Raw genomic sequence first — 8,277 nt, 5'->3', positions numbered from 1 at the left:
GGGCGAGGGCCGTCACGACCCCCACGGCCAGCGGGACGGTCACGCCGCGAGCATTCCGCACAGTTTCTCCGTTGTCCGAGCGTCAGTTCGATCATCAGAACACTGTGATCGATGGCTCTCGGGACGGGATTGGTTGCCACGGTGACCGTGGAGGTTGAGTGCAGGAAGTCGGACGGGCCGACTTCCTGTGTTCCTCTCGGTGAGTCGGGCTTCGAAAATCGGCTGGTCGGTGGCGGACGGTGTGAGCCAGACTCCGTGGCCATGGACGACGTGATCGCGCGGTGGATCGGCGAGCTCGACGCGGATTCGAGCGGGGTGGCCATGGACGCCCAGTACGCGCTGATCGCCGAAGGGCCGGAGGTGCTGGACGAGTTGGTGGCGGCAGTGCCTCACCTGGGTACGTACGGGCAGCTCTGCGCCCTCGAGGTCTTCACCGCGCTGAAGGATCCGAGGCCGGGGGACGTGCTGATCGATCTGGTGGACAGCGAGGCCGCCACCGTTCGTCAATGGGCGGCCGAAGCCCTGGCCGACCTGGAGATCCGGCGCGCCGTGCCGGCCATTCGGCGAGCCTATGAGGCGTTCCGGCGGCGGGGTGAGGCTCCCGACGACAGCGAGGGAGAGGGGCTTCGCTGGGCGCTGACGGATCTCGGGGCCCGTGAGCCCGTGATCCCGCCCCGGGCCGCCGCGCTGCGGGCCTCGCTGGAGGACGTGGGGTCGGCATGGCCGACGGCTCACCTGGCCGAAGTCATCGAGGACCTCGCCGCTCACGATCAGGCGGTGCTCTACTTCCAGGTGTGGCGGGTCGAGCAGGGCAAGGGGGTCTTCTGGCAGCGCGGTCCGGGCATCGACTGGGACGTCGACCGCCGGTCGCCATGGGCCCGGATCGTGGCCGACTGCCGGGACTGGGCCCTTCTGGCGGCCGAGGCGACGGACAAGGCTCCCGGGCTGGTGGCGACGATCAGTTGGATCGACGCTTCTGATCTGTGATGGCGCCCGGCCCGGTGCCGGCGGCAGGCGTCAGCCGTCCTCGGATGCCGCTCGGGCGAGGGTGTCCGCCACCGTCGTGCAGGCGAGGCGGGCCACGGACCGTAGTTCGGCGTCCGAGGCGCCGCCACGGCTCAGGACGGCCAGCGACTGGTTGACGGCGACGACGAACGTGGCCAGTTCGTCGAGGGTGCCGGCGTCGGCCGGGGAGCCCGCCAGGGCCGCGCGGACGCGTTGGCGTTGTAGGTCGAGCAGGCCGCGCACCTGGGTGCCGTTCTCCGCGCTCAGTGTCAGTGACTGCGCGGTGGACTGGGCGATGAGGCACCCCGTGGGGACCGACGGGTCGGCGATGCGGTCCAGGACGACCTCGAAGAACGTCTCGATCGCGCGCACCGGATCGCCGGAGTGCGAGGTGAGTGCCAGCTCGAACCGCGCGCCGTAGATCGAGGCGTAGCGGTCGAGGCACCGGCCGAACAGGGCCTCCTTGTTGCCGAAGGCGCCGTAGAGGGAGCCTCGGCCGAGACCGGTGGCGGAGGTGAGGGCGTCGAGCGAGGCGTCCGCGTACCCGCGCTGCCAGAACACCCGCATGGCCTGGTCCAGGGCCGCGTCGACGTCGAACTGCTTCCGGCCGGACACCGCGTGCACCTCCCGTTTCACACACTTGGTGATGAGCCTACCCGCATCTTGGACCGATCGGTCTCATCATCTTTGACTGATCGATCCAAGATGGCTAGCGTGGCGGCCAGTGGTTCCCTAATCGGAAGGCCGCGCGATGACCCACCCGCCCATGCCCGAAGGCCCCGGCTCCGTCTCCCAGGCACCGAACCTCCCGGCCGGATTCACCGACACCTTCACCAGCCGGTACGTCGACACCGGCGAGCTGCGCCTGCACGCCGTCACCGGAGGTGAAGGGCCCGCGCTGTTGCTGCTGGCCGGCTGGCCCCAGACCTGGTACGCCTGGCGCCTGTTGATGCCCGCGCTGGCCCGGGACTTCCAGGTCGTCGCGGTCGATCCGCGTGGGGTCGGGCTGTCGGAGAAGCCTTCGGGCGGGTACGACACCGGCACGCTCGCCCGCGACATGGTGGCGCTGATGGACGCGCTCGGGCACCGGCGGTTCGCCATGGTCGGGCACGATGTCGGGATGTGGACCGGCTACGCCCTGGCTGCGGACCACCCCGACCGGCTCGACCGCCTGGCCGTCGCCGAGGCGGCCATCCCGGGGCTTTCGCCGTCGCCGCCCCTCTTCGGCAGCGGGGAGGTCAACGACCGTCTGTGGCACTTCGCCTTCAACCGACTCGACGGCATGAACGAGCAGTTGGTCCGGGGGCGGGAACACCTGTACTTCGGCCACCAGTTCGCGACGAAGGCGGCGAAGGCCCTGCCTGAGTATGCCGTTCGGCACTACGTCGAGACCCTGGCCGCCGACCCGGAGGCCCTGCGGGCCAGCTTCGAGTTCTACCGCGCGCTCGATACGACCATCGCGCAGAACGAGGAGCGGAGGGTTTGGAGGCTGTCCCTGCCCGTTCTGGCGATCGGGGGAGCGGAGAACCTGGGGGCAGCGGTCGGCGCGACGATGAGGCTTGCCGCCGAGGACGTGGAGAGCGTCGTCCTCCCCGGCTGCGGTCACTACCCCGCCGAGGAGGCCCCGGAGGCGATGCTGTCGGCGCTGACCGCGTTCCTGGCACGTTGAAACCCCCGGGGGCGGCCCGGGGGTAACTGCCTTGTGCCGGTGGCTAGTCGGGTGTGCGGTGGCGTCGGAAGGCTTCGGCGGCGGCGCGGGTGTAGAAGCGCCGGATCCGGTCGCAGGAGCCGGGGGCGCGGAGGTATTCGTGGCGTTCGCGGTCCCACAGGCCCCAGCATTCCAGGAGGAGGAAGTGGGGGCTGCGGGAGTCGATCAGGCGGACCTCGAAGCCGGCGGGGTCGGTGGTCATCGCGCGGGCTCCGGGGCCGGGCTGTTTCTGCGGACCCAGGCCTGGGCCCGGGCGTGCGAGTAGAAACGCAAGGGTTCCTCGGCGGGCGGCAGGGCCTTCACGGGGCGGCCGGTGGTGCGGTCGAGGACGATCCAGGCCGGGTGGGCGCCGTCGGCGGGGGCGATGGTGTAGCGGATGGTCATCGCGGCGTCGCCACCTGGATGAAGGCGGAGGCCTTCTCCACGTGTTCGGCGAACTCGTTGAACTCGCCGTCGATCGGGGAGATCGTGCACTTGCTGGGGACGAGGATCGCACCGGCCCGGTTGTCCCGCAGGCGCTGGAGGGCGGCCTGGAGCATGGGCCGGTGCTCGGGCCCCTTGGTGGTGGCCTCGTCGTCGACGACGATCAGGCTGACGGCCCAGTTGAAGGCCTTGGCGTAGGACTCGCAGAGGTTCAACTCGCGCTCGGGGAAGGCGTGGCTGTTCCTGGCCAGGTACAGGACGACCTGGAAGGGGGTGGTGGGGGTCATGGGTGTCTCCATGGTTGCGCAGTGCGCCCGGCTTCTCACCGGGTGTAGCCATGGTGCCCTGCGTGCGGTTACGATCTCCAGGTCGCAACTTTCACGGTTGTGCCGAGTGAAAGTCAGGGAGAAGCCATGGAGCTCTTCGAGGATGACTCATCATCATCTCCGGCCGTCCGCTTCGGAAATGAGCTTCGCAGATTGCGGCGTTCCAGGCGCTGGTCCCAGGCGGAACTCGGCAGGCGGATGGGCTATAGCCATGGCCTGGTCTCGTACGTCGAACGGGCTAAGAAGCCTGTCACCCTTAAATTCGCGGTGGCGGCAGACCGGGTGTTCGACACGGGCGGTGTCTTCAAGGAGCTGTGGCGCCGGATCTCGAACGCCAGCCTGCTGGAGGGATTCGCCGAGTTCGTGGACGCGGAGGCGCGTTGCAGGAAGCTGCGGACCTTCCATTTGGGGGTGATGCCTGGTCTGTTGCAGACCCTGGACTATGCCGCTGCCCTGGAAGCGGGGAACGTCCGCCGTGGCAGCATCACTCAGGCCCAGGCCGATGGGCGAGTTGACTTCCTGGCCGGACGGCAGAGGATCCTGGAGAAGGATTCGCCGCCCGTCATCCATGCCGTGCTTGACGAGAGTTGCCTGCTTCGCACTGTGGGCGGCTCGGAGGTCATGCGCGCACAGTTGGATCATCTGCTGGCGCTGGCCGAGTGTCCGAACATCACCATCCAGGTGGCGCCGTTCCGCCTGGGCGAGCAGCGGCCGTTCCTCTTGCCGGTGGTGCTGTTGACGCTTCCCGACAGGTCCGTGGTGGGCTATGCGGAAGCACATTCGCGAGGCCATCTGGAACGGGGGCGCGAGAGCGTTGCGGGCTGGGAAGAGGACTACGATCACCTGAAGGTGGAGTCGTTGGACACGGCGGCTTCGCTCGCGATGATCCGCGCTGTTCGGAAGGAACTTCAATGACGACCCATGACCTGGCCGGCGCTCGGTGGGTGAAGAGTCGCTACAGCGGCAACGGTGGCGAGTGCGTCGAGGTGGCTCCGGGATTCCCGGGTGTGATGCCCGTCCGTGACTCGAAGGACCCGGAGGGGCCGGCGCTCGTCTTCTCGGCTGAGGCGTGGACGTCCTTCGTCGCCGCTACCGCCGCCGGCGAGTTCGGCGGCATCTGATCCCGACCTGTCCGACGGGCCCCTGGACCGCCCGGTCCGGGGGCTCGTCGCATGTGTCGATGGGTGGAGGGCGGGATCCCGTGCGTGATACTGGCTCCACCTTGGCCACTTCACGGCCTTTCCGGTCTCGACCTGCCGCACAGGAGTGCACGCCGATGAACCTGGGTCTCACCGACAAAGTCGCCGTCGTCACCGGTGCCAGCAAAGGCATCGGCCTGGCCATCGCCGAAACGCTCGGTCGCGAAGGCGCCCGCGTCGTCGCCGGCAGCCGTACCCAAACCCCCGAACTCGCCGCACTGGCAGCGAAGTACGGCGTTACCTTCGTGCCCGTCGACCTGGGTGACGCGGGCGGCCCCGACCAGTTGATCCGGGCCGCCGCCGAGCGTCACGGCCGGATCGACGTGCTGGTCAACAACGTCGGCGTCGCCAGCCCCCGCCCCAGCTTCCTGGACGTCGACGATGCCGAGTGGCAGCGCATCTTCGATCTGACCTTCTTCAGCGCGGTTCGCACGAGCCGCGCCGCGCTGCCCCATCTACTCGCGGGCGACGGCGGAGCGATCGTCAACATCAGCTCCATCAACGCGCGTTTGCCCTTTCCCACGGTGGTCGACTACTCAGCGGCCAAGGCCGCCCTGAGCAATCTGACCAAAGCCTTGTCGGAGGAGTTCGCCCCACGGGGCGTGCGCGTCAACGCGATCGCCCCCGGACCGGTCCGCACCCCGTTCTGGACCGACCCCGGCGGCTTCGCCGATGCCACGGCAGTCGGCACCGGCAAAAGCGCCCAGGAGACCCTCGACGTGGTCGTGCCCCAGCAGATGGGCATCTCCACCGGGCGGATCACCGAACCCCAGGAGGTGGCCGAACTCTCCGCCTTCCTGGCCTCCCCTCGCGCCGCCAACATCACCGGTGCGGAATTCGTCATCGACGGCGGCCAGATCAAGACCACGTGACCCCTGCCCCACTCCCATCTCACGGAAGGTGAGGTTCATGACCGATCTCAACCTGACCACCGCCCGCTGGGTGAAGAGTCGCTACAGCGGCAATGGCGGTAACTGCGTTGAGGTGGCTCCGGGATTTCCCGGTGTGATGCCCGTCCGTGACTCGAAGGACCCCGAGGGGCCGGCGCTCGTCTTCTCGGCCGAGGCGTGGACGTCCTTCGTCGCCGCAACCGCCGCCGGCGAGTTCGGCGGCATCTGATCCCGACCTGTCCGACGAGCCCCTGGACCGCCCGGTCCGGGGGCTCGTCGCATGTGTCGATGGGTGGAGGGCGAGACCAAGGCCGCGAAATATACGGTTGCGCGGCTGCTGGCAAGGGGTTTAGAACGGCGCTGTCGCCCAAGACGAGTCGTTGGGGAGAAACACCGATCGATGACCACGCTCTCACTGCCCTTCCGTACCGAACGGCTCCTCCTGCGTCCCTTCACGCCGGATGACATCGACGACCTGTACGCGTACCAGAGCCTCCCCGAAGTCGCCCGCTACCTCTACCGGCCGCCACTCACCCGTGAGCAGTGCGCGCAGATCCTGACGCGGCGCGCGGCCGGCACGGCGTGGGCCGAGGACGGTGACAGCGTGGTCGTCGCCGTCTGCCCTGCCAGTGAGGCGAAGGTCGTCGGCGAGGTCGTCCTGAAGCTCGCGAGCGCTCAGGCGCGCCAGGCCGAGATCGGCTGGGGCTTCAACCCGGCATACGGCGGCCGGGGTTACGCGACCGAGGCGGCGCGTGCGACCGCCGAGCTGGCCTTCGCCGAGTTGGGCGTCCACCGGCTCTTCGCCCGCCTCGACGTGCTCAACACCGGGTCGGCGCGGGTGTGCGAGCGCCTCGGCATGCGCCGGGAGGCGCACCTCGTCGAGAACGACCTCGACGGCGAGCGCTGGGGCAGCGAATACGTCTACGCGACGCTCGCCCGGGAGTGGAAGGCCTCCGTCGCCGCGACTGCCGCAGGCGAGCTCGGCGACGCCTGATCCTCGACCTGTACGACGCGCCCCCGGACACGGCGTCCGGGGGCGCGTCACGGGGGAGGTACCCCCCGCCTCTGCGGCTCGGAGAACGCTCAGTCGAGACAGAACTCGTTGCCCTCGATGTCCAGCATCGGGATGCACGCGTCGTTGCCGTCATAGAGGGTCTGCACGTGCACCGCGCCGAGCGGGACCAGGCGTGCGCATTCGGCCTCAAGCGCGGCGAGGCGCTCCTCGCCGGGCGCACCGTACCAACGGGCTACCCGGTCGCGCCGCCCGATTTCCCGGACGAACCAGGAGACCGACGCGACCCCGGCGGTGGGATCCGCTCAGGCCGTGGTGGGGTCCGCCGCCTCGGCGCCGTCGGTCGCCGAGGCGGCCTCCGGAGCAGGGACGGCGCGCAGCCGGGCGGCGGGCGGGGCGGGGATGAGGGCGGCGACGGCGGCCGCGATCAGGGCGACGCCGAAGCCGATCACCAGGCCCGCCTTGAAGCCGCCCTCCGAGGGCAGGGTGTGGCCGCCCAGGGTGACGGTCATCTGCGACAGCACCACGCCGACCACGGCGGCTGACACCGAAGTGCCGAGCGAGCGCATCAGGGTGTTGAAGCTGTTCGCCGAGGCCGTCGCGGAGAGCGGCACCGCGCTCATGATCAGCGCGGGCATCGCGCCGTAGGCCAGGCCCACACCGCCGTTGGAGACGATCGCCGCGACCAGCACGCCCCAGGTGGAGCCCATCAGGGGCAGTGCCAGCCCGTACCCGACGGCGATCGTCAGCGCCCCGACGACGAGGGTGAACTTCGGTCCGCGCGCGGCCGACAGCTTGCCGCCCAACGGGGAGACCACCATCATCATCAGGCCGCCGGGCGCCATCCACAGCCCCATCGCCAGCATCGACTGCCCCAGGCCGTAGCCGGTGGCCGTCGGCAGCTGGAGCAGTTGCGGCATGATCAGCGCCTGGGCGTACATGCCGAAGCCGACCAGGACGGACGCGAGGTTGGTCAGCAGCACGCGCGGGCGGGCCGTGACCCGCAGGTCCACCAGCGGGTCGGTGACGCGCAGCTCCCAGCGGGCCCAGAGCATCAGGACGGCGGCGGAGGCGGTGAACAGGCCGAGGGTGCGGGTGCTGCCCCAGCCCCAGTCACCGCCCTTGGAGACGGGCAGCAGCAGGCAGACCAGGCCGACGCTCAGGCCGATCGCGCCGACGAAGTCGAAGCGTCCACCGACCGCGCGGCGGGTGCTCGGGACGGGGACGACGGTCCAGAGCATGCCGATGATGACGACGGTCAGCGCGGCGGTACCCCAGAACATCACGCGCCAGCTGGCGTAGTCGGCGACGGCGGCCGCGATCGGCAGGCCGAGGCCGCCGCCGATGCCCATCGAGGCGCTGACCAGCGCGATCGCCGAGCCGAGCCGCTCGGGCGGCAGGACGTCGCGCAGCAGGCTGATGCCGAGCGGCACCAGGCCCATGCCCATGCCCTGCAGCGCTCGGCCGATGATCATCGGCACCACGGAGTCGGCCGTCGCGCACAGCACGGAGCCGAGCAGCAGCGGGACGCAGGAGGCGATGAGCATCGGCCGCTTGCCCAGCAGGTCGCCGAGGCGGCCGCTGATCGGGACGAAGACGGCGGCGGAGAGCAGGGTCGCGGTGATGACCCAGGAGGCGTTGGACGAGGAGGTGTGCAGCAGCTGGGGCAGCTGGCTGATCAGTGGGGTGACCAGGGTCTGCATGATCGCGGCGA

The 8,277-nt window shown here is 69.8% G+C and carries 12 protein-coding genes and 1 pseudogene; 7 read left to right on the top strand and 6 right to left on the bottom strand.

The window, feature by feature from the left end:
* Positions 1 to 261: 261 nt before the first annotated feature.
* Positions 262 to 987, top strand: coding sequence for a hypothetical protein (locus J0670_RS22440; RefSeq protein ID WP_243437363.1), 726 nt, complete (start codon positions 262 to 264; stop codon positions 985 to 987).
* A gap of 30 nt (positions 988 to 1,017) precedes the next feature.
* On the opposite strand, the gene J0670_RS22435 is transcribed toward J0670_RS22440, so the two are convergent.
* Positions 1,018 to 1,620, bottom strand: a complete 603-nt coding sequence (locus tag J0670_RS22435) for a TetR/AcrR family transcriptional regulator (protein WP_207813445.1) — start codon at positions 1,618 to 1,620, stop codon at positions 1,018 to 1,020.
* A 151-nt stretch (positions 1,621 to 1,771) separates the two neighbouring features.
* On the opposite strand from J0670_RS22435, the gene J0670_RS22430 reads away from it, so the two are divergent.
* Positions 1,772 to 2,674, top strand: a complete 903-nt coding sequence (locus J0670_RS22430) for an alpha/beta fold hydrolase (protein WP_243437362.1) — start codon at positions 1,772 to 1,774, stop codon at positions 2,672 to 2,674.
* A gap of 43 nt (positions 2,675 to 2,717) precedes the next feature.
* On the opposite strand, the gene J0670_RS22425 is transcribed toward J0670_RS22430, so the two are convergent.
* From J0670_RS22425 to J0670_RS22415, 3 genes are read right to left on the bottom strand one after another with little or no spacing between them, the layout of a single operon-like run.
* Positions 2,718 to 2,915 carry a hypothetical protein gene (locus J0670_RS22425; RefSeq protein ID WP_207813443.1) on the bottom strand — a complete coding sequence of 66 codons (198 nt, stop codon included), beginning with the start codon at positions 2,913 to 2,915 and terminating at the stop codon, positions 2,718 to 2,720.
* A complete protein-coding gene (locus tag J0670_RS22420; RefSeq protein ID WP_207813442.1) occupies positions 2,912 to 3,097 on the bottom strand; it encodes a hypothetical protein in 186 nt (61 codons plus the stop codon). Before J0670_RS22420 ends, J0670_RS22425 begins: the two co-directional genes overlap by 4 nt.
* Complete coding sequence (locus J0670_RS22415; RefSeq protein ID WP_207813441.1) at positions 3,094 to 3,423, bottom strand: recombinase family protein; 330 nt, start codon at positions 3,421 to 3,423, stop codon at positions 3,094 to 3,096. The genes J0670_RS22420 and J0670_RS22415 overlap by 4 nt, the downstream gene beginning before the upstream one ends.
* Positions 3,424 to 3,549: 126 nt before the next feature.
* Here J0670_RS22415 and J0670_RS22410 point away from each other — a divergent pair, with 126 nt between their 5' ends.
* The 5 genes from J0670_RS22410 (at position 3,550) to J0670_RS22390 (ending at position 6,545) form a co-directional block, all read left to right on the top strand.
* Positions 3,550 to 4,377, top strand: coding sequence for a helix-turn-helix transcriptional regulator (locus J0670_RS22410; RefSeq protein WP_207813440.1), 828 nt, complete (start codon positions 3,550 to 3,552; stop codon positions 4,375 to 4,377).
* The gene (locus tag J0670_RS22405) at positions 4,374 to 4,583 is read left to right on the top strand and encodes a DUF397 domain-containing protein (RefSeq protein WP_207813439.1); all 210 of its coding nucleotides are present in this window, start codon (positions 4,374 to 4,376) and stop codon (positions 4,581 to 4,583) included. Before J0670_RS22410 ends, J0670_RS22405 begins: the two co-directional genes overlap by 4 nt.
* Positions 4,584 to 4,738: 155 nt before the next feature.
* Positions 4,739 to 5,533, top strand: coding sequence for an SDR family NAD(P)-dependent oxidoreductase (locus J0670_RS22400; protein WP_207813438.1), 795 nt, complete (start codon positions 4,739 to 4,741; stop codon positions 5,531 to 5,533).
* A 37-nt stretch (positions 5,534 to 5,570) separates the two neighbouring features.
* A complete protein-coding gene (locus tag J0670_RS22395) occupies positions 5,571 to 5,780 on the top strand; it encodes a DUF397 domain-containing protein (protein ID WP_207813437.1) in 210 nt (69 codons plus the stop codon).
* Positions 5,781 to 5,951: 171 nt separating this feature from the next.
* Positions 5,952 to 6,545, top strand: a complete 594-nt coding sequence (locus tag J0670_RS22390; protein WP_207813436.1) for a GNAT family N-acetyltransferase — start codon at positions 5,952 to 5,954, stop codon at positions 6,543 to 6,545.
* 89 nt (positions 6,546 to 6,634) lie between these two features.
* Here the strand turns inward: J0670_RS22390 and J0670_RS22385 are convergent.
* Positions 6,635 to 6,787: pseudogene (locus tag J0670_RS22385) on the bottom strand (VOC family protein); the annotation flags it as partial.
* An 81-nt stretch (positions 6,788 to 6,868) separates the two neighbouring features.
* Positions 6,869 to 8,277, bottom strand: a 1,409-nt coding sequence (locus J0670_RS22380) for an MFS transporter (protein WP_207813435.1), incomplete at its 5' end; no start/stop codon positions are given.

The sequence above is a fragment of the Streptomyces sp. FH025 genome (assembly GCF_017427025.1).
Taxonomy (GTDB): Bacteria; Actinomycetota; Actinomycetes; order Streptomycetales; family Streptomycetaceae; genus Kitasatospora.
The sequence above is the reverse complement of the archived record's forward strand: the minus strand, read 5'-3'. Positions and strand labels throughout refer to the sequence as shown.